Here is an 18229-nt window from a genome sequence, read left to right on the forward strand (position 1 = left end):
CCGCCTGTACTCAAACCGTCCAGACGTGTTTGATCCGATCGTGTTTCGTCCTGGCGTATCGGTGGTCGTCGCCGAAATTCGACTTCCCGAGAACAAGGGACTGGACACGCACAATCTCGGGAAGACAACAGTCGGTCAGCTGATCGACTATTGCCTCCTGAAAGGCAAGTCACAGGAGTTCTTCCTTTTCAAGCACGCACAGTTCAGCGAGTTCACCTTCTATCTCGAACTTGAGCTGCTCGACGGAACCTACGTCACGATCTGCCGTCCGGTGACACCGGGCTCAAAGGTCTACATCAAGCGGAGCATTAGCTCGCTTCCAGACGCTTCACTGATTCCGCTCGAGGAGTGGGAATTCCAGAAGCTCTCTTTTGAACGTGCAAAGACAGTTCTCGACGGGATCTTGGATCTCACCGCGCTAAGCCCATGGTCGTATCGAAAGCTGATCGGCTATCTGATCCGAACGCAAAAGGACTATCTTGATGTTTTCCAACTGGGCAAGTTCTCGGGAAAACACCAGGACTGGAAGCCATTCGTCGCCCACCTATTGGGCGTCGCATCCGGCAATGTAACCAGACTCTACGATCAGCGCGAGAAGGTCGCTCAGATCGAGGGGCACCTCCGTTCTGTAAGCAAGGAATGGGGCGGTGACGACTCCGACCCATCCATCCTTGACGGCTTGATCGCCGTGAAGCGTTCGGAACTTGCATCGCGTCAGCGCGTGCTCGACACGTTGAATTTCAGGACAGACGACGCACGCGTAAACGGGGAGCTCGTCGATCGAATCGAATCGGAAATTGTCGAGCTCAACGAGCAGCTGTACACATCCACACAGCTAATCGCCCGATTGAAGGAATCACTCGAGCAAGAGCAGATCATCTTCCGACCGGCAGAAGCTGAGAAGCTGTTTGCTGAGGCCGGCATCTACTTCTCTGCCGAACTCATGAAGGACTACCAGCAGCTCGTTACGTTCAACCGCTCCATAACATCAGAGCGTCGTGAAGCACTGGAATATCAGCTTGCTGAAACCGAGTCGCTTGTAGAGCGTCTGGGGAACCGGCTGAGCGAGCTAAACGCGGAGCGTGAAAAGTCACTCGCATTTCTCCTCGAGTCGGAATCGATGCAGAAATTCCGAAGTGTGTCGCGCGAGGTCTCCGGAATCGAAGCCGAATTGGCGGTGTTAGAGGCGCGCCACCAGAGTGCCATGCGCTTGGTCGAACTCCGTCGCGAGCAGCGGGAGGCCGCCGAGGAGTTGGGCAAACTGCAGACCTCCGTCGAGGCGGAGATCGTAGAGCTAAGCCAGGATCCAGAGAGCCGATTTGCCAAGATGCGCGGCTATTTCAACGAAATTATCTCCGCAGTTGTTGGGCAGAATGCGATTCTCGCCATGAAGCTCAACGGCGAGGGCGGCCTCGATTTCACCGCCGAGTTCGTGAGCGACACCGGTACGGCAACCAGCGGCGATCGCGGTACTTCTTATAAGAAGTTGCTCTGCATCGCATTCGATCTAGCGCTCCTCCGGGCACACCTCGACGTGAAGTTTGCGCGTTTCGTTTACCACGATGGAGCACTTGAGCAGCTGGAAGCCCGAAAACGAGAGAAGCTAGTCGGAGTGTTCCACGAGTACGCAGAGCTGGGAATCCAGCCTGTGTTCTCAACGCTCGACGAGGCTCTACCGGGACCCGACGCACCGTCCAACGAGCGCATTCCCACCAATGAAGTGATCCTCACCCTCCATGACGAGAATGATCTAGGCCGGCTCTTCAAGATGCCGTCGTGGTAATTACCACCTAGCTGGCGGGATAGCGGCGAAGAATGAGTTTGATCTCATGATCGTTGGCAAACCAGACGAGCTCCGCGTGGTTCTCTCGAGCCTCGACCAGACGGAGACCGAAGATCCCGGACTCGGGATGTTCAGAGGGCTTCGTTCCGGGCGCTCGCTGGGGAAGGATGCTCGCGAGCACCTGTGAGATGTGTGCACCGCCCGCCCACTCGTACTTGACGACGCTCTGAGAAGGATCCACCCAGCCATCTGTCCAACTGCTCGACGACAGCAGACCTCTCAGAGTTGCCACCAGCCGACCAAGCAGCATTGTCGCGTCGTTCTGAAGGTGATCTCGCCAGTAGCCCTCGTCTTCACCTACCGGTCCCTGCGCAACCAACGCTTCTACGTCGCCCAAGAACGGTGCCGCAGGGATATCGATCGCGATGGATTCTTCGAGTGACCCCGTTGGACGATCAACACCAGCCTCGAGCAGGATCTCATCGAGCTCCCGCGACACTCCAAAGAGCTCGCGGTCATCTAGGCCGCGGGTCGACTTGCGAACTGCTTCAAGGTTTGGGCGCGCTTCCAGCAGACCTCTGATCGCCTCAACCGTGGCTTCGTCGTATCGCCGACGGAGACCTGAAGGCGAAACTTCTTGCGCTGTAGCAAGCACTGTCAGATTCGGCCTGGGCGTCTGAACGGCGTGGGCATACGCGGTCAGGATGGCGCGCGTCGACTGGCCAAGATCCACCAGTCGCTGCGCCGCCTTCAACGCAAGAACGCCTTGATCGTTCGGGCGAAAGGCTGACGCGGTGATCACGTTCTCCGCCGTCACCTTCGAGCGGTACTGAAGCCGGGCTATGAGCCGCTGGATTACTTCAGGGAGCGCTTGGGACTCGGGGTTCTCCGCCATGAGCAGCAGCCTACCTCGACAGTTGTCAAAAGAACACTTGACATTCATCCACCCTCCGTTCTAGCGTGACACTTGCCAAATGGCTAGACAAACGTCAATGAATGGAGATGGACATGGCAATTCAGTCAGCGATCCCGGTGGACTTCGGGGCATACTTCCCCGCCGGCGCCTACATGGTCGGCGAGGTCGAGCGGGTCATCGAGTGGACCGCCGATGGGCAGCAGGCCGGCCAGCAGCACGACAAGGCGACCGGCAAGCCCGTCTGGACGGTACGCGTCATCGACGCCGACCCGAACGGCCGCAAGGGTCAGGGTGAGGTCAGCGTGAAGATCGCGTCCGCAATCGAGCCGACGCCGCCGCCGGAGATGCCGGGCCTCCCCTTCCGCCCCGTTCTCTTCGAGGGGCTCACCGTGACCCCATACGTGAAGGAGGGCGGAGGTCGTCCCCGCGTGGCCTTCTCGCTGCGCGCGAGCGACATGAAGCCGGCCGCGCCGAACAAGCGGGGCGACTGATGGCAGTCGACCTCGGGGGCGAGCTGCGCTGGTGGGGACTCGCGCTCACTGACTGCTGGACGCGCCACCGAGCTCTCGCGGTGCTCTTCCTGATCGCGGTCGTCACGCTCAGCTGGGTGCAGCCGATTGCACTCGCCCTCGGGGTCGTCGCCTTTGTGTGGCTCGCGGTCAGCATCGTGCGCCGATACCGGCATGGCATGACTCTCGACGATCATTCGATCCAACGCCGTCGCGACGCCTACGTGAACTGGCTCGGACAGGCGTGGCCAGAGCTGATGCTCCGACTCGGGTGTTCAGTGCAGGTCACGAACGGTCCGCGCGTTGTGCCGACTTTCGTCGGTTACACGTGGGGATCCGGAGCTCTCTGGATGACGATCTCACTGCCGCTCGGTATGACGCGCGAACAGCTCGCACTCAGGGCCGACGCCATCGCCGAAAGCCTCGGTGCGCATCGCGTGGCGATTGCGGCATCAGACGTCGGCATCAGCGCGATGATCGCATTCACCGATCCGCTCGAAGAGCCCTTCACGCTGGAGCCAGCCGAGGCCGTTGACCTCCGCGCGGTACCGCTCGGCCTGACTGAGGCCGGCACACTCTGGACCATGCGGCTCGGCCCGCAAACGCTCGTCGCCGGATCATCCGGATCGGGCAAGGCCTCGCTGGTCTGGGGTCTGATTCTCGGCCTCACGCCCGCGATCAAGTCAGGCCTCGTTCAGGTGCACGGCATCGACCTCAAGTCGGCCATGGAACTCGGCATGGGCACGGAACTGCTGACTCGCTTCGCGCACACCCCCGAGGCTGCGGTCCAGCTTCTCGAAGAGGCGGTCTCAGCGATGCAGGCTCGTGCCCTCGAACTATCAGGCTCGACCCGACAGCACATCGCCTCGCCCGAGAGCCCTCATGTCGTCGTTCTGATTGACGAGATGGCGGCACTCACGGCGTACCAAGTCGACCGGGATCTGATGCGCCGCGCGAACAACGCGATTGCGCTGCTGTGCTCGCAAGGTCGGGCCGTCGGCTACACGGTATTCGCCTGTCTGCAGGATCCCCGCAAGGAGACGCTCCCGGCCCGCGGCCTGTTCACGCAGACGATCGGCCTCCGCCTGCGAGACGCGATCGAGACCTCGATGGTGCTCGGCGAGGGCATGCGAGAGAAGGGCGCACTCTGCCACCACATTCCGCCAACCCTTCCCGGTGTCGGCTTCGTGGTCCCAGACGACGGGAGCGACCCGGTCAGAGTCCGAGCGGCAGTCGTGACCGACGAGATGATCCGCGCTGCAGCTCGTGATTTTCCTGCACCGGCACAGATCCCGATCGTCCTGCCCCAGCCCGCCGAAGCGAACCCCGCAACGGCAACACGGTCGCGCCGAACCCGGCGCACCCCGAAAGGAGAAGAAGAATGATCACCAAGCGACAGCTCGCCATCCTCGCCGCTCCCACCGCCGCCATCGCCCTTGCTGCCGGCCTGTTCGGCGTGGGGCACCTTGCGGGCCGCACCACGTACGACGCACGATCGGTCGCGTACGAGGCCGGCTACGACATGGCGCGCGAGAACTACTGCAACCTCGAGCTGAACTCCGACCTCTACGCGAGCACGCTCGACACCCGTCGTGTCGAGAGTCTCGAATCCAACCTCGTCGTCGCGGATGCGAGCTGCATGGACTGGCAGATCGAGGCTTGGAACAACGCACAGGAGCGCCAGGGCGGAGATCTTCGCGGTTGCCGCCCCGACGACAGCGAGGTGCTGCTTGCGGGTGCGCTCCTCACCTGTACCGCGACGGTCAACCTCAACTGACATGTCCTACATCGACGAGGCGACTAACCGGCTGCGCCGGCCTGACTTCGAGCGCTGGATGGACCAGGCTTCGAGCACAGGCTTCTGCGCGCAGCCGGTGCGTCTCGTCGGCTCCACTTCGACGTTCGACGCACGAACCGGCGACCAGCTCGCTCACTACTGCTCGTCCAATGAGCCCGACGGTGTGACGTATGTGCGCTGCGGCAACCGTCGTGCGGTCCGGTGCCCGTCGTGCAGCTATGAGTACAAGGCCGACATGTGGCATCTCGTCGTTGCGGGTGCGGCGGGTGGCTCCAAGGGCGTCCCGAATTCGGTGGCGACGCATCCCCTCGTGTTCGCGACACTGACCGCTCCCTCGTTCGGCGCGGTGCATGCCGCACGAACCTCGAGCCACGGTGCTGCTCGGTGCCGTCCGCGCGCTCGCAGGCTCTGCCCCCACGGCCGCCCGACCTGGTGCATGGCCACGCACGACCCCGACTCCCCCGCCGTCGGCGAACCGATCTGCATGGACTGCTACGACTACGAAACGCACATTGCTTGGCAATGGCATGCGCCCGAGCTGTGGCGTCGCTTCGTCATCCGCCTCCGCCGCGAACTCGCCGCCTCACTCGGAGTCTGCGAGACCGCGGCTCGAAAACTGGTTCGCGTGCAGTTCGCCAAGGTTGCCGAATTCCAGCGGCGCGGGGCAGTCCACTTTCATGCGCTCATTCGACTCGACGGAGACGGCAGCGACGCCGATCCGTTCCCCGCTCCGCTCGTTCCGACGACGGCAGCTGATCTCGCAGCCCTCATCCAGAAGGCCGCCGCTGCCGTCGAAGTGATCGCTGGCCCGCTGCCTGGCGAACACACGTCGCGCCGACTCGTGTGGGGCCGGCAGTGCGATGCTCGTCCGGTTTACCGACACGTCGAGACCGAGGATGGCCGACTGACTGATCGAGCCGTTGCCGCATACATCGCCAAGTACGCAACGAAGGCGACCGAGGATCTCGCGACGACGAGCTCGGGTAGTGCTCGACCCCACATCTCCACCATCCGCCGGCTCGTCGCCGAGGCCGGCCGCGCTGCCGCGCTCGACGACCTCAGCCCGTATCGGCTGCTCGGACGGTGGGAATCGATGCTCGGATTCCGAGGTCACTTCTCGACGAAGTCGCGTCGCTACTCGACCACGCTCGGGCGGCTGCGCTCAGCCCGGCGTGACTGGCAGCGCAAGCAGGCACGCCCGCCCGTCGCGGCTGATCAGAACACGGACGACAGCGAAGAGACCACCCTCGTGGTCGGCTCTTGGTCATTCGTCGGCATGGGCTGGCTCACGGCCGGCGACACAGCTCTCGCGGCCGAATCTGCGGCCGCCGCCCGCGAGTGGCGAAGCAATCGACACTCTGCGAACCGAACCAACAACGAAGAGAGGTGAAGAGATGGAAAAGCTGATGCTGACCCCAGAGGAGGTCGCCGACGCTCTCGGCATCGGGCGGTCGACCGTGTACGACCTGCTGCGGCTCAATGCGATCGTGAGCGTGAAGATCGGTCGTTCGCGACGAGTGCCCGTAACCGCCGTTCGTGAGTACGCGGAACGCCTGACGCAAGCGAGTCTCACCCGATGAGCAAGCGGGCCAACGGCGAAGGCAGCGTCTACCAACGCAAGGACGGTCGCTGGGTCGGCTCGACGTACGTGCTACGCCCCGACGGGGCTCGACAGCGAAAGGAGGTCTACGGCCGCACACGATCCGAGGTCAACTCCAAGCTCCGCGAGCTGATCACGAACACCGAGCGCGGAGTCCCGATGGCTGGCAAATCGTGGACTGTGGGCGCCTACGCTGAGCACTGGCTCGCAAACGGAGTCAGCGCACTGCGGCCAGCCACGCAGTCGAACTACGCATGGGTGCTCCGCAAGTACGTCGTTCCGACAGTCGGCGACATCCGGCTCGAGCGACTGACGCCCGCACACGTGCGCAAGCTGCATGGCGCCGTGCTGTCGATGGGCGTCTCGGTGCGGACGACGCAGCTCGCCCACGCTGTGCTCCGATCGATGCTCGCAGAGGCGGTCCGTGAGGAGCTGATCACGCGAAACGTCGGCACCCTCGTACGGCAGCCGAAGCTCGAGAAGGTCGAACAGCTGGCTTGGTCACCTGAAGAGGCCGCTCGGTTCGGTCTCGCGTCGAAACCTCATCGGCTCCACGCGCTCTTCGAACTCGCCTACTCGGTCGGGCTTCGTCGCGGTGAGCTGCTCGGCCTCCGCTGGTCGGACGTCGATCTCGAGACCAACATGATCCACGTTCGACAGACGATGCAACGACTCGGCGCGGGTCACGGTCGAGTCTTCGGGCCTCCCAAGACCGCCAGGTCACGCCGTAGCGTTCCGATCCCGGTCGGTATCGCTCGTTCACTCCGTGCGCATCGCGCGGCCCAGGCAGCCGAGCTGCGCGGCTCGAACCGCTCGAACCCGCTGGATCTCGTGTTCACGACATCGCTCGGAACGCCGATCGAACCGAGTAACCTGCGGCGCGACTTCGAGACGCTGATCTCTGCGGCCGGCGTCCCGAGGATTCGCTTCCATGACCTCCGGCACACCTGCGCATCACTGCTCTTCGCCAAAGGTGTCCCGCCTCGGGTGGTCATGGATCTGCTCGGGCACTCGACGATGAGCATCACGACGGATCTCTACGCGCACGTGATGCCGACCGCACTGGCCGAGGCAGCCTCGGCGATGGACGACCTCCTGTCGGAGGCCGCCGACAGGATGCAAGAGGAGGCAAACGATGAATGACAGCAGCAAGAAGTTCGACCCGGCCGAGTTCGCGAAGCTCCAGCTAGACGACTTCCGCGGCACCGGCCCGGTCGTCGAGATCTCGACCGACTACTTCAACGAGATCATGCTCAAGATGTTCTGGTCGGCGGCGACCTTTGTCATGTTCGCCCTGCAGTCGCTCCACCTGTCGATGCGTCTGCAGGATCCGACGCTCGACGCTGACGGCAACCTCGTGATGATCGTTAGTCGGCTCGACCGGTCGCCTGTCGATGCTGAGGCAGTCCGAAAGCAGCTCCTCGAGATGGGCTTTCAGGTCGGGGAGATCGACACTCCCCCGCCTTTTTAGCTCGACGTTGCTGTCACGGTTGCTGTCACCGTGACGAACGAACCAGTGCAACGGCCCGTTGCACAAATGGTCCAACGGCTCGTTGGACGAACACGAAGAAGGAGAAGGCCTGATGTACCAGCAGAAAACAGCGAAGGCGGCTCGCATGTCGCGAACCGCCTTCTTCCGTGCGCCCGGAGGGACTCGAACCCCCAACCTTCTGATCCGTAGTCAGATGCTCTATCCATTGAGCTACGGGCGCATGACGCTTGCCTGCCGCATCGTCTGCGATCAGGCAACCCGATTACTCTAACGCAACGATCGCGTTCGCGCCAATCGAGCGCCCTGCCCCTGCTCAACCGCCCGCGTGCTCGGGTCGTTGGAGATCGAGCGCGGTGAGCTGGCGACGGTTCGCGACCTGCCGGTACGAGGTCTCGATGAGCTCGGCGATCAGCTCCCAGTCGGTCGCGGCACCGTCGAGATCGGTCGCGACCCAGCGGTCGCGGTCGTAGTACGGCGGCCCGAAGAAGCGATCGTCCTGCACGAGGGCGAGGTGCTCGTCGGGGTCGGTCTTCACGACGATCGAGAGCGGCCGCTCCATGCTCGCCGACACGTGCACGAAGATCGGCTTCGCCGCGCGGAAGGTGGGTCTCCCCCACGCCTCGACCTCGACCGCCTCGGGCAGGGCGAGGCAGAGCGCCCGCACCCGCTCGACGAGCGGATGCGCGGGATCGACCACGCGGGGGTGCTCCATGCGGGTCACCCTACCCGGGGGCGCCGACGCTCACCACGGCGGGCGCCCGGGCGGCGCCCCGCCGTGGCATCCTCAGCCCTTGACCGCGCCGCCGAGCCCGGCGCCGCGCAGGAACAGCCGCTGGAACACCAGGAACAGGGCCACAGGGATGAGCGTCGAGATCGCGAGCGCCGCGAGGAACACGTCGAGCTCGGTCTGCGACTGCACGGCAGGCAGGCGCACCGAGAGCGGCTGCACCGCGGGGTCGGGCAGTACGAGCAGCGGCCAGAGGAAGTCCTTCCAGGCGGCGATCACGGCGAACACCGAGACGACGCCGAGGATGGGCTTCGACATCGGCAGCACGATCGACCAGAACACCCGGAAGGGCCCTGCGCCGTCGGTGCGGGCGGCCTCGAACACCTCGCGCGGCAGCCCGTCGAAGAACCGCTTCACGAGCAGGATGTTGAACGCGTTCGCCGCCGCCGGCAGCCACACCGCCCAGTAGGTGTTGAGGAGCGAGGTGTCGATGAGCGGCGGGTGCAGGATCGTGAGGTAGAGCGGCACGAGCAGCACGACCGCCGGGATGAACAGCGTCGCGAGCACGAGGGCGTTCAGCACGGGCGCGTACTTCGGCCGCAGGATCGACAGCGCGTACCCGGCAGTCGTCGCGATCAGCAGCTGGAAGAACCACGAGCCGGCCGCGACCCAGATCGTGTTCAGGAAGTACTGGTCGATGTGGATGTCGTTCCACGCCTGCTCGAGGTTCGCCCAGTCGATGCCGTTCGGCCAGAGCGCGAACGGCTGGGAGAGCGTGTCCTGCGTCGGCGTGACCGCCGCCTTGGCGAGCCACAGGAGCGGCCCGAGTCCCGCGACGACGAGCCCGACGAAGAGGAACACGTGGATCGCACCCATCGAGGCACGGACTCCGCCGCCCTTCCGATCGTGGTCGGAGACGATGCCCCGGTCGTTGCCGTCATCGGGGGCGCCCGGCGTGCGCCGCGTCATCCGCGACAGCCGTGCGCGCAGCGTGATGGAGTCCGCCGTCGTGGCGGGGGCGGTGCCCTGCGCGGTGGTCAATTCGTGCTCCAACGGTCGGTCAGCTTGAAGTAGAGCCAGCTCAGGAGGCCCAGGAAGATCGCGAGCATGAGACTCAGCGCGGTCGCCTCGCCGTAGTCGCCGCCGAGGCTGTTCTGGAACGCGTAGCGGTAGATCAGCAGCAGCACGGTGAGGGTCGAGTTGTTCGGCCCGCCGCCGGTGAAGAGGTACGGCTCGAGGAAGACCTGCGCGGTGCCGATGACCTGCAGGATCAGCATGATGAAGAGGATGCCGCGCAGCTGCGGCAGCGTGACGTGCCAGATCTTGCGCCAGATGCCGGCGCCGTCGACCTCGGCGGCGTCGTAGAGCTCGGGCGGCACCGCGATGAGCGCCGCGAGGTAGATGATGATCGACCCGCCGGCGGCGGCCCACGTCGCCTCGATGACGAGCGACGGCATCGCCGTCGCCGACGACTGCAGCCACGGTTGCGGCGGGATCCCGACCCAGCCGAGCACGGTGTTGAAGACGCCGTCGGGGCTCGCGTTGTAGAACACCTTCCAAAGCAGCACCGCGACGACGGGCGGCACGACGACCGGCAGGTAGGCCAGTGCGCTGTAGAGGCCCTTGCCGCGGCGGACCTCGCTCATCAGCACCGCCATGAGGATCGGCAGCGGGAACCCGAACACGAGCGCGAGGCCCGCGAAGTACAGGGTGTTGAGCACCGCGGTGCCGAGGTTCGGGTCGCTCAGCACGCGGGCGAAGTTGTCGAGCCCGACCCAGACGGGCGGCGTGATCAGGTTCGTCTTCTGGAAGCTCATGACGACCGCCTGCGCGATCGGCCCCCAGCTGAAGACCCCGAACACGATGAGCATGGGCGCGAGGAACACGAGGTTCCAGAGCCCGCCGCCGCGCACCCAGGTCACGGGGCTTCGGCGACGCCGGCGGTCCGCCGTCGGTGCGGGCGGCGAGGGATGCCGCGGGGCGACGTCGGTCGCGGCATCCGGGTCGATGGTGGTGGTCATGATGGCCCTTCAGGTGGTCCGCTGGTTGAGGAGCGACCGACGAAGGAGGACGCGTCTCGAAACCGGGGGCGGGTTTCGAGACGGTCGCTTCGCTCCCTCCTCAACCAGCGAGAGTGGGACTACTCGTCGAGCAGGGCCTGCGCGTCGACGTCGATCTGCTTCAGCAGCGCGTCGATGTCGGCGTTCTCATCGGTCAGCACGGCCTGCACGAGGTTGTCCATGAGGGCGTAGATCGGCTGCGTCTGCCCCTTGAACTCGCCCACCGGCGTCTGCTCGAAGATGCCCTCGGTGAAACCCGCCATCTGATCGAGCGGCACGTTGACGTAGGGGGCGATCCACTCCTGCGACTCGAGGTAGGTCTCCTTGTCGAGCACCGGCAGCACGGGGGTGCCGACGGCCTGGTCGGAGGCGGCGAGGGCCTTCGCGTCGGCGACGGCGGCGTCCTCGTTCAGGAGCTTCTGCATGTAGTACCAGTCGATCCACTTCACCGCGGCCGCCTTGGTGTCGTCGTCGAGCGTCGGCGGCATGACCGCGATGTCGCCGCCGCCGAGCACGCCGCCGCCGTCCTCCGTCGGGATGACTGTGAGGCCGTAGATGTCGGGGCTCATGCCGAAGTCGCGCACGAGCGCGGTGTAGACGTCGGAGCCCGAGGTGTACATGCCGAGGTTGCCCGCGGCGAACTCCTGGTTGATGCTGCCCCAGTCGAGGTCGAAGGTCGCCCCCATCGAGTCGTCCTCCCAGCGGAGGTCGTGCAGGTACTCGAGCGTCGCCTTCGTCGCGTCGTTGTCGATCGTCGAGGTGTAGCTGCCGTCGTCGTTCGCCTGCTGCAGCGACGCCCCGCGCGAGTCGGCCTGCACCGAGAGCTGCCAGCCGCCGGTGTTGCCGGCCGCCATCGTCGCGTACCCGGCCTTGCCGGTCTTCTCGGCGATGGTCTTCGCGGCCGCGCGCACCTCGTCCCACGTGGCCGGCGGCGTGTCGGGGTCGAGGCCGGCCTGCTCGAACAGGTCGCGGTTGTAGTGCAGGCCGTTCGCGTACGCCTGCCGCGGGAAGCCGTAGACCTGGCCGTCGCTGCCCGTGACCTCGTCGAGGATGATCGGGTTGAACTTGTCGGAGTATCCGAGCTCCTTCAGCTCGTCGGTCACGTCCATCAGCTGACCGTTCTCGAGCAGCGTCTTCGTGTCGGTGAACGGCACCGTGAAGACGTCGGGCAGGCTGCCGCCGGCCAGCTGGGCGGCGAACGTCGGCGCCGTCCATTCGTACTCGAGACCGACGACGTCGATGTCGGGGTTGGCCTTCTCGAACTGCTTCTCCTGCTCGGCGAAGGCGTCGTAGGCGGCCTGGTCGGCGCCGGGCGGGAAGGTCGCGACGCGCAGTTCGAGCTTGCCGTCGGCGCCGCCCGAGTCGGCGCTGCAGGCGGCGAGCGAGCCGGCGACCACGAGCGCGGTGAGCCCCGCGATCGCGATGCTGCGTGATGACTTCATTGTCCTGTTCCTTTCGGTGCTGTGCTGGGTGGTGCGGTTGGTGCGGTTCAGGGATGCCTCGGCGCCGGCGCGATGCGCAGCCAGGCCGTCGCATCGCTCGGGAGCAGGCCGGCCTCGAGCGGGGCGCTCGCGAGCAGGATGCTCTCGTGCTCGGGCAGGGCGATCGGCGCCCCTCCGAGGTTCGTGATCGAGACGAGGTCGTCGCCGCGGCGGAAGCAGAGCACGTCGGCGCCGGCGTCGATCCAGCTCATGGGCCCGTCGCCGAGGGCGGCCTCGCGCCTGCGCAGGCGCAGGGCCTGTCGGTACAGCCAGAGCATCGACGAGGGGTCGGCCTGCTGGGCCTGCACGGTGAGCGCCGCCCACTCGGCGGGCTGCGGCAGCCACGGGGGCGTGGCGTCGGGGCCGAACCCGAACGGGGCAGTGGTGCCCCGCCACGGCAGCGGCACCCGGCAGCCGTCACGGCCGGGGTCGACGCCGCCCGAACGGAAGTGCATCGGGTCCTCGAGCACCTCGCGCGGCAGCTCGACCTCGGGCAGGCCGAGCTCGTCGCCCTGGTAGAGGTAGAGCGAGCCGGGCAGGGCGGCGGTGAGCAGCGCCGCCGCGCGGGCCCGCCGGCCGCCGAGTGCGAGGTCGCTCGGCGTGCCGAAGCGCTTCTTCGCGAACGCGAACGACGAGTCGTCGCGGCCGTAGCGGGTGACCGGCCTCGTGACGTCGTGGTTCGACAGCACCCAGGTGCTCGGCGCCCCGACGGGCGCATGCGCGGCGAGCATGAGGTCGATCGAGGCGCGGAGCTCGTCGGCCCGCCAGGGTCGCGACATGAAGTCGAAGTTGAACGCGGTGTGCATCTCGTCGGGGCGCAGGTAGGCCGCGAAGCGGGAGGCATCCGGCACCCAGACCTCGCCGACCAGCACGCGCGTGCCGTCGTACGAGTCGGCGATGCGCCGCCATGCGCGGTAGACCTCGTGCACCTCGTCGCGGTCCTCGGTGGGGTGCTGCCCCGGCGCGACCGTCGTCGGCACCTCGCCGAACTCCGGATCCTTGATGAGCAGGCCGGCCGAGTCGATGCGCACACCCGCGACGCCGCGGTCGAACCAGAACCGCAGGATGTCCTCGTGCTCGGCGCGCACCTCGGGGTGGTTCCAGTTGAGGTCGGGCTGCTCGGGCGTGAAGAGGTGCAGGTACCACTCCCCCGGCGTGCCGTCGGGGTTCACCGTGCGGGTCCACGTGTCGCCCTGGAAGTTCGACACCCAGTGCGTCGGCATCTCGTCGCCGTTCGGCCCCTTGCCCGGGTGGAACCAGAAGCGCTCGCGCTCGGGACTGCCGGGGCCTGCGGCGAGCGCCTCGCGGAACCACGGGTGCTCGGAGCTGACATGGTTCGGGACGATGTCGATGATGGTGCGGATGCCACGCGCCGCCGCCTCGGCGATGAGCTCCTCGGCGTCGGCGAGGGTGCCGAAGGCCGGGTGGATTTCGCGGTAGTCGGCGACGTCGTACCCGCCGTCGGCGAGCGGGGAGGGGTACCAGGGGTTGAACCAGAGCGCGTCGACGCCCAGGTCGGCGAGGTAGTCGAGGCGGCTCCGCACACCACGCAGGTCGCCCGTGCCGTCGCCGTCGGAGTCGGCGAAGCTGCGCACGTACACCTGGTAGATCACGGCGCTGCGCCACCAGAGCGGGTCGCGGGTGAACGCGGCCGGCGCGGCGGCGGGGGTGTCGGTGAGCGGCATGGTCACGCGGTCGCTTCTCCTCGAGTCGGGCGGGCTTCGCGCCGGTCCGTTCGAGACACCGGCGTCGATGCGGCTCAACGTAATGAGAGCAACAGAATGATGCAACTATTCAACAATCCGACACAGATTTGCGACACCTTGCGTCGGTTTGCGGCAGCCGCTTGCGGAAACCCGTCTGCTGGTTGAGGAGCGCGCGACGGAGGAGCACGCGTCTCGAAACCCGGTGGCCGGGTCTCGAGAACGGCTCACCGGGCTTCGAGACGCGTCGCCGCTCCGCGTCGGCGCTCCTCAACCAGCGGAGACGTCGTCAGCGCACCGCCGGGGCCGTCGACCCTCGCACGACGAGCTCGGGTGCGAAGAACACCTCGTCGCCGATCGCGCGCTCGCTCGACATCTGGCGCATGAGCAGTTCGATGATCATCTTGCCCATCGACTCGATCGGCTGCCGGACCGTCGTGAGCGGAGGTTCGGTGCAGTTCATGAGGGCGGAGTCGTCGAAGCCGATCACCGACACGTCCTCAGGCACGCGGAGCCCTGCCCGCCGGGCCGCGCGCACGGCACCGAGCGCCATCGGGTCGCTCGCGCAGACGATGCCGGTGACGCCCGCGGCCAGGAGCTTCGACGCCGCGGTCTGCCCCGACTCGAGCGAGTAGAACGAGTGCACGACGCGCTCGTCGGGGAGCTCGAGCCCGAGCCGCGCCGCCATGGCGATCGCGGCCGCGTGCTTGCGCCGCGACGGGACGTGGTCGCTCGGCCCGAGCAGGATCCCGATCCGCTCGTGCCCGAGCTGCAGGAGGTGCCCGAGCGACTGCTCCATCGACATGGCGTCGTCGCAGGAGACGGTCGCGAAGTCGAGGCCGTCGATGGGCGCATTGACGAGCACGGTCGGCAGCTTCAGCTCACGGAGGCGCTCGTAGTGATCGTGGTTGACGTCGGCCTGCGCGTACGCCCCGCCGGCGAAGATCACTCCCGAGACCTGCTGGTGCAGCAGGAGCTCGACGTAGTCGGACTCCGAGATCCCGCCCGCGGTCTGGATGCAGAGCACCGGCGTGAAGCCGTTCTGGGCGAGGCCGCCGCCGATGACCTCGGCGAGCGCGGGGAAGATCGGGTTCTGCAGCTCTGGCATCACGAGCCCCACGAGGCGGGCCCGCTCACCGCGGAGCTTCGTCGGCCGCTCGTAGCCGAGCACGTCGAGCGCGGTCAGCACGGCGTCGCGGGTCGAGGCCGAGACCCCTGGCTTGCCGTTGAGCACCCGACTGACGGTCGCTTCGCTCACTCCGACCTTGCGCGCGACATCCGCCAGCCTTCTCGACATGGCCGCAATCGTACGCGAGGCCACGCAAGAACTCGACAATCGCCCGATCATCCTGGTGCGACGTCGAGACCGTGCCTCCCGCCCGCCTCGCGATCGAGGTGAGCCCGGCATCCCCGCGGTCTAGAGTGCAGTCATGGGGAAACTGATCTACAACTCCTCGACGCGGGAGCTCGACATCGATGACCGTGTCCTCGCCCACCTGCGGGTCGCGATCCTCAACAAGCTCCGCCGGTCCGAGAGCTTCGCGCTGACGTGGGAGCACGGCGTCGCGAACGGCAGCGGGCGCACCACGCTCTGGCTCAACGAGTCGATTCCGCTGCAGTTCGTGTTCAGCGGCAATCGCCCGCCCACGCTCAACCGGCTCTGGATCGAGCAGCTGCTCCTCACCGCGAACAGCACGAGCGGTCTGCACTACGTGCCCGAGCCGGCCGAGACCGAGGAGTTCGAGAGCGACTGAGCGCCTGCGCACGCCTCAGTCGACGGGTTCGATCTGCGTGAGCACGAAGCGGCGTTCGTCGAGCGAGAGCAGGTCGGGTGCGTGCGCGCCCGAGATGCGTTCGATCTCGGCGGCGACCTCGGCATGGATCGGCGCCTCGAGGTCTTCGAGCATGCGGTGTTTCGAGCGGATCGAGAGTCTCGGCCACCAGTCCTCGATCGACGGCGCGGTCGCCTTCGCATCAGCGTCCACCGGTCATCACCTCCCCGAACCGGGGAGCCCCTGCGCTCCCCACTCCCGTCTCTCAGTCGCGGCGGCCGGCAAGACCCGGCTCAGGCCGACTTCGCGTCGTCTGCCGCCTTCGTCTTGGCCTCTTCGACCTCCTGCACGTCGACGCCAACCTGCACTGGCTGCTCCTCGAGCGTCGGGATCGGGTCGGTGTCGAGCTGCTCGGGCACGAGCTGCACACCCCCGGTGCTGTTGGCCGACCGCATGAGGTCCTCGATCCACTTCCGGCTGAGCTCGGGCGTCTCGGGTTCGTCGAAGACGAAGCGCAGCGGAATCGACTGGTGCACCCAGAGGGTGCTGCGCCCGCGCGCCTGATCGTCGGTATGCCGCCACGAGAGGGTGAAGCTCTCGCCGCGACGCAGCTTCGTGATGATCGCCACCTTGAGGTGGGCGAGGGCACGGTCCTCGATCCCGATCGGCGTGCCGGAGTCACCGTAGTAGAGGGTTCCCACGTTCAGAGCCTATGCCCCTCCGGCGCACGCGGCGCCTCGGTCGGGACATGCGGTACCCCACGCGCGCCGGACGGTCGACGCACCGCGCACGAGCGGGAGACCCGGGTGGGCCCCCCGCTCGGCGCAGGCGTGCTCGCGGGTCTCATACCGTGCGGTTCCCGCCGATGTAGCGCACCAGGAACACGATGACGGCGATCACGGCGAGCGCGAGCCCGACCCAGAGCAGGAAGTTCAGTGTGGGCACGATCCCGCCCGTGATGAGCAGCGCGACGGCGGCGATGGCGATGATGACAACGAGGATGTTCATGATTCCTCCTTCCCCTCCGACGTTACGGTCGCACCACCCCGGGTGCGAGGGGTTGACCCGGTGCCGCCCCGTGTGCAATCCGGGCGCAGGGTGCCACGGGACTCCGCCCGGCGGCCCTGTCAATCCCCTGCCGGGCCGGGCGGCCGCCGCGTACCGTGGCTCGCGATCGAGGGGGCGAGATGTTCAACGAGCGACTGATCGATCCGACCACGAAGCACACCACCGACCGGTTTCCGCGCCAGGAACAGGCGCCGCCCGGTCTCACCGAGGCGATGTCGCCCCTGCCCGACCACGGCGAGCAGAGCTACCGCGGCAGTGGGCGACTCGAGGGCCTGCGCACCCTCATCACCGGCGGCGACTCGGGGATCGGCCGTGCCGTGTCGATCGCGTTCGCCCGTGAGGGCGCCCGGGTCGCGATCTCGTACCTGCCCGAGGAGCAGCCCGACGCCGACGAGACCGCCGGCTGGATCCGCGACGCGGGCGACGAGCCGCTGCTGCTGCCGGGCGACCTGCGCGACGAAGCGCACTGCACGGCCCTCGTCGGACGCACCGAAGGGGAGTTCGGCGGCCTCGACGTGCTCGTGCTGAACGCGGCGCACCAGCGCGACCGCGGCGGCATCGAGCACGTGCCGAGCGACGACTTCGAGTCGGTGATGCGGGTGAACCTCTTCGCGCCCGTGTTCCTCGCCCGTGCGGCGGTGCCGCTCATGGAGCCCGGTTCGAGCATCATCACCACGGCATCGATCCAGGCGTCGGCGCCCTCGCCGGCGCTCGTCGACTACGCCATGACCAAGGCCGCCCTCGTCGCCTTCACCAAGGCGCTCGCCGAAGAACTCGGGCCCCGTGGCATCCGGGTCAACGCCGTCGCCCCCGGCCCCATCTGGACCCCGCTCATCCCCGCGACGGGCTGGCCCGACAAGATCACCGACTTCGGCAAGGACACACCGCTCGGGCGGGCCGGCCAACCGGCCGAGGTCGCACCGGCCTACGTCTACCTCGCCTCCGACGACGCCTCCTACGTGTCGGGGGCGGTGCTGCCGGTCACCGGCGGCCGGCCGTTCTGAGCGCCGCGGCACCGACCGAGAACCGAAGAAGCGGAGGAGCACACCATGCCCGGACGAAGGAACGCCTCGCTGAAGGACCCCGAGCTCTACGAGGAGCTGCGCGCCGACGGCGCCTCGAAGGAGAAGGCGGCGCGCATCTCGAACGCGGCCGCGAAGGAGGGACGCGCCACGATCGGCCGCCGGGGCGGCGAGCACGGCGACTACGAGGGGTGGACCGTCGACGAGCTCAGGCACCGCGCGAAGGAGCTGGGCCTCCACGGCTACAGCGGCAAGCGCAAGGCCGAGCTGATCTCGGCGCTGCGCCACCACTGAGCCG

21 protein-coding genes and 1 tRNA gene are annotated in these 18229 nt (G+C 66.8%); 11 read left to right on the forward strand and 11 right to left on the reverse strand.

From position 1 onward, the window contains the following. Window positions 1–25 precede the first annotated feature (25 nt). Window positions 26–1783, forward strand: a complete 1758-nt coding sequence (locus ACFVTX_RS14900; RefSeq protein ID WP_386901422.1) for a DUF2326 domain-containing protein — start codon at window positions 26–28, stop codon at window positions 1781–1783. A gap of 7 nt (window positions 1784–1790) precedes the next feature. Here ACFVTX_RS14900 and ACFVTX_RS14905 read toward each other — a convergent pair whose 3' ends face one another. Then, complete coding sequence (locus tag ACFVTX_RS14905) at window positions 1791–2678, reverse strand: hypothetical protein (protein WP_386901424.1); 888 nt, start codon at window positions 2676–2678, stop codon at window positions 1791–1793. A gap of 113 nt (window positions 2679–2791) precedes the next feature. Here ACFVTX_RS14905 and ACFVTX_RS14910 point away from each other — a divergent pair, with 113 nt between their 5' ends. The 7 genes from ACFVTX_RS14910 to ACFVTX_RS14940 are packed head-to-tail and all read left to right on the forward strand — an operon-like array spanning window position 2792 to window position 8077. After that, complete coding sequence (locus tag ACFVTX_RS14910) at window positions 2792–3190, forward strand: plasmid replication, integration and excision activator (protein ID WP_386901426.1); 399 nt, start codon at window positions 2792–2794, stop codon at window positions 3188–3190. Beyond that, on the forward strand, window positions 3190–4593 hold the full coding sequence (locus ACFVTX_RS14915) for an FtsK/SpoIIIE domain-containing protein (protein WP_386901427.1): 1404 nt from the start codon (window positions 3190–3192) through the stop codon (window positions 4591–4593). The genes ACFVTX_RS14910 and ACFVTX_RS14915 overlap by 1 nt, the downstream gene beginning before the upstream one ends. After that, window positions 4590–4985 carry a hypothetical protein gene (locus ACFVTX_RS14920; RefSeq protein WP_386901429.1) on the forward strand — a complete coding sequence of 132 codons (396 nt, stop codon included), beginning with the start codon at window positions 4590–4592 and terminating at the stop codon, window positions 4983–4985. The genes ACFVTX_RS14915 and ACFVTX_RS14920 overlap by 4 nt, the downstream gene beginning before the upstream one ends. A 1-nt stretch (window position 4986) precedes the next feature. After that, window positions 4987–6396, forward strand: a complete 1410-nt coding sequence (locus ACFVTX_RS14925) for a replication initiator (protein WP_386901431.1) — start codon at window positions 4987–4989, stop codon at window positions 6394–6396. A 4-nt stretch (window positions 6397–6400) separates the two neighbouring features. After that, on the forward strand, window positions 6401–6586 hold the full coding sequence (locus tag ACFVTX_RS14930) for a helix-turn-helix domain-containing protein (RefSeq protein WP_386901433.1): 186 nt from the start codon (window positions 6401–6403) through the stop codon (window positions 6584–6586). Next, the gene (locus tag ACFVTX_RS14935) at window positions 6583–7749 is read left to right on the forward strand and encodes a tyrosine-type recombinase/integrase (RefSeq protein WP_386901434.1); all 1167 of its coding nucleotides are present in this window, start codon (window positions 6583–6585) and stop codon (window positions 7747–7749) included. The genes ACFVTX_RS14930 and ACFVTX_RS14935 overlap by 4 nt, the downstream gene beginning before the upstream one ends. Then, the gene (locus ACFVTX_RS14940) at window positions 7742–8077 is read left to right on the forward strand and encodes a hypothetical protein (RefSeq protein WP_386901436.1); all 336 of its coding nucleotides are present in this window, start codon (window positions 7742–7744) and stop codon (window positions 8075–8077) included. The genes ACFVTX_RS14935 and ACFVTX_RS14940 overlap by 8 nt, the downstream gene beginning before the upstream one ends. 168 nt (window positions 8078–8245) lie before the next feature. Here the strand turns inward: ACFVTX_RS14940 and ACFVTX_RS14945 are convergent. The 7 genes from ACFVTX_RS14945 to ACFVTX_RS14975 all read right to left on the reverse strand — a co-directional run bounded on the left by ACFVTX_RS14945 (window position 8246) and on the right by ACFVTX_RS14975 (window position 15366). After that, window positions 8246–8318 (reverse strand) — tRNA-Arg (locus ACFVTX_RS14945). 93 nt (window positions 8319–8411) lie between these two features. Continuing rightward, window positions 8412–8810 carry an MmcQ/YjbR family DNA-binding protein gene (locus tag ACFVTX_RS14950; protein WP_386901437.1) on the reverse strand — a complete coding sequence of 133 codons (399 nt, stop codon included), beginning with the start codon at window positions 8808–8810 and terminating at the stop codon, window positions 8412–8414. Window positions 8811–8882: 72 nt separating this feature from the next. Beyond that, window positions 8883–9794 carry a carbohydrate ABC transporter permease gene (locus tag ACFVTX_RS14955; RefSeq protein WP_386901767.1) on the reverse strand — a complete coding sequence of 304 codons (912 nt, stop codon included), beginning with the start codon at window positions 9792–9794 and terminating at the stop codon, window positions 8883–8885. Between the two features lie 68 nt (window positions 9795–9862). Then, entirely contained in the window at window positions 9863–10846 is a 984-nt protein-coding gene (locus tag ACFVTX_RS14960; protein ID WP_386901439.1) for a carbohydrate ABC transporter permease, read from the reverse strand. A 119-nt stretch (window positions 10847–10965) separates the two neighbouring features. Further along, window positions 10966–12327 (reverse strand): ABC transporter substrate-binding protein, encoded by a 1362-nt coding sequence (locus ACFVTX_RS14965; RefSeq protein ID WP_386901441.1) that lies wholly within the window; start codon window positions 12325–12327, stop codon window positions 10966–10968. A gap of 47 nt (window positions 12328–12374) precedes the next feature. Beyond that, the gene (locus tag ACFVTX_RS14970; RefSeq protein WP_386901769.1) at window positions 12375–14051 is read right to left on the reverse strand and encodes a glycoside hydrolase family 13 protein; all 1677 of its coding nucleotides are present in this window, start codon (window positions 14049–14051) and stop codon (window positions 12375–12377) included. A 307-nt stretch (window positions 14052–14358) separates the two neighbouring features. Next, the gene (locus tag ACFVTX_RS14975; RefSeq protein WP_386901443.1) at window positions 14359–15366 is read right to left on the reverse strand and encodes a LacI family DNA-binding transcriptional regulator; all 1008 of its coding nucleotides are present in this window, start codon (window positions 15364–15366) and stop codon (window positions 14359–14361) included. A 133-nt stretch (window positions 15367–15499) separates the two neighbouring features. Here ACFVTX_RS14975 and ACFVTX_RS14980 point away from each other — a divergent pair, with 133 nt between their 5' ends. Continuing rightward, window positions 15500–15823 (forward strand): ATP-dependent DNA ligase, encoded by a 324-nt coding sequence (locus ACFVTX_RS14980; protein WP_386901445.1) that lies wholly within the window; start codon window positions 15500–15502, stop codon window positions 15821–15823. A 15-nt stretch (window positions 15824–15838) separates the two neighbouring features. Here ACFVTX_RS14980 and ACFVTX_RS14985 read toward each other — a convergent pair whose 3' ends face one another. From ACFVTX_RS14985 to ACFVTX_RS14995, 3 genes are all read right to left on the reverse strand, one after another. Then, on the reverse strand, window positions 15839–16054 hold the full coding sequence (locus ACFVTX_RS14985; protein WP_386901447.1) for a hypothetical protein: 216 nt from the start codon (window positions 16052–16054) through the stop codon (window positions 15839–15841). Window positions 16055–16134: 80 nt separating this feature from the next. Then, window positions 16135–16542: a hypothetical protein gene (locus tag ACFVTX_RS14990; RefSeq protein WP_386901448.1), complete on the reverse strand. Its 408-nt coding sequence runs from the start codon at window positions 16540–16542 to the stop codon at window positions 16135–16137. Between the two features lie 142 nt (window positions 16543–16684). Next, a complete protein-coding gene (locus ACFVTX_RS14995) occupies window positions 16685–16849 on the reverse strand; it encodes a hypothetical protein (protein ID WP_386901450.1) in 165 nt (54 codons plus the stop codon). 179 nt (window positions 16850–17028) lie between these two features. Here ACFVTX_RS14995 and ACFVTX_RS15000 point away from each other — a divergent pair, with 179 nt between their 5' ends. Together ACFVTX_RS15000 and ACFVTX_RS15005 are read left to right on the forward strand one after the other, a co-directional pair. After that, a complete protein-coding gene (locus ACFVTX_RS15000) occupies window positions 17029–17913 on the forward strand; it encodes an SDR family oxidoreductase (RefSeq protein ID WP_386901452.1) in 885 nt (294 codons plus the stop codon). A gap of 45 nt (window positions 17914–17958) precedes the next feature. Then, window positions 17959–18225 carry a Rho termination factor N-terminal domain-containing protein gene (locus ACFVTX_RS15005; protein WP_386901454.1) on the forward strand — a complete coding sequence of 89 codons (267 nt, stop codon included), beginning with the start codon at window positions 17959–17961 and terminating at the stop codon, window positions 18223–18225. Window positions 18226–18229: the final 4 nt, after the last annotated feature.

This window comes from Agromyces sp. NPDC058136 (genome assembly GCF_042884375.1).
In the GTDB taxonomy this organism is placed as follows: Bacteria; Actinomycetota; Actinomycetes; order Actinomycetales; family Microbacteriaceae; genus Agromyces.